The organism is Kineococcus vitellinus (assembly GCF_009906315.1).
In the GTDB taxonomy this organism is placed as follows: Bacteria; Actinomycetota; Actinomycetes; order Actinomycetales; family Kineococcaceae; genus Kineococcus; species Kineococcus vitellinus.
This window is the reverse complement of the sequence record NZ_JAAALL010000546.1, coordinates 1-1371: the sequence shown is the minus strand read 5'-3', so window position 1 is coordinate 1371 and position 1371 is coordinate 1. Positions and strand designations below refer to the sequence as shown.

Sequence of the window (1371 nt, the reverse complement as noted above, 5' to 3'; positions counted from 1 at the left end):
ACCCACCGGCGAACCGGGCCCCGCCGCGGCCGTCGTCGAGCACGGAGACCAGCAGCTCGTCCCCGCGGCGGCGCACGCCGACCCGCACGCCGCTCGCACCGCTGTGCCGGGCGATGTTGGTCAGCGCCTCGGCGACGACGAAGTACGCGGTCGCCTCCACCGCCGCCGGGCAGCGCACCGCGACGTCCACCTCGACCCGGCACGGCACCGGGCAGGCGGCGGCCAGGCCGTCCAGCGCGCCCGCCAGGCCCCTGTCCACCAGCACCGGCGGCAGGATGCTGCGGGCCACGGCGCGCAGTTCGGCCAGCGCCTGCTCCGTGGCGGTCTGCGCCCGCTCCAGCAGCTCGTCGGTGGCGGCGGGGTTGCGGGTCAGCGAGCGCCGGGCCGCCCCGAGCAGCACGTTCACGCCGACCAGCCTGTTCTGCGTACCGTCGTGCAGCGAGCGCTCGATGCGGCGCAGCTCGGTCACGTGGGCGTCCAGGGCGGCGGCCCGGGTCGCGGTCAGCTCCGCCACCCGCAGGGACAGGTCCGCACCCGGCGGCGGTGCCAGCAGCCGCCGTCCCGCCGAGCGCTGCCACCGGGCCATGCCGGGCGCGGCCACCACGGTCAGCACCGCCCAGCCCAGCCCGAGCAGCGCCACCGCCGCGGCACCGCGCCCGTCCTGCACCGTCCACCACCACGGCGAGCTGTCCACCCCCGCGGGCACCAGGTGCCGCCACAGCGGGAAGGTGGTGTCGCGCACCGCGTACAGCGGCAGCAGCACGCCCACCAGGCCCAGCAGCGAACCGCCGACGGCGTGCACCGGCAGCCAGCGCAGCTCGCGGCGCACGACGGGGTCGGCCAGCGCGGCGCGCAGCGGGGTCGGCACCGCACCGCCCGGCAGCAGCGGCTCGTCCCCGCGCCGCAGCCGGCGGCGCTCGCGGTCGGCCAGGTCCCGCAGGCCGCGCAGCGCCCCCGGCGCCAGCAGCAGGCCGACGCCCACCGCGCACAGCGCCGCGACCACCACCAGCCACAGCAGCAGGCCCAGCGCCGGCAGCGCGGTGCCCAGCCCCCCGGCGAGCTCGGCGACCGCGGACCGCGTCGAGCGGGCCGCCCGGGCGGCCCGGGACCGGGAACCCCCTGCGCGCCGCTCGCGCCTGCTGGTGTGCACCCCTGGACGCTAGGGGGTGCGTCGTCCCGCGTCAGCTCCCGCGCGCGGGAGTGCAGCCTGCTGCACCGCACGGGTGCAGCAGGCTGCACCCCGGGAGGGCAGCCGGCGGGATGGGGCGCCGGGCCCGTCCGCCGGAGCATGGACGGGAACACCACCCCCTCCGAAGGAGCCTGTCGTGAGCGACCTGCGCACCCCGCCCGCCCGCACCGACGCCACCCGTC

At 79.3% G+C, this 1371-nt stretch carries 1 protein-coding gene; it reads right to left on the bottom strand.

All coding sequences use genetic code 11. From position 1 onward, the window contains the following. The coding region (locus tag GTQ99_RS23290) for a sensor domain-containing protein (RefSeq protein WP_166618022.1) at positions 1-1150 on the bottom strand (1150 nt) is incomplete at its 3' end. Positions 1151-1371: the final 221 nt, after the last annotated feature.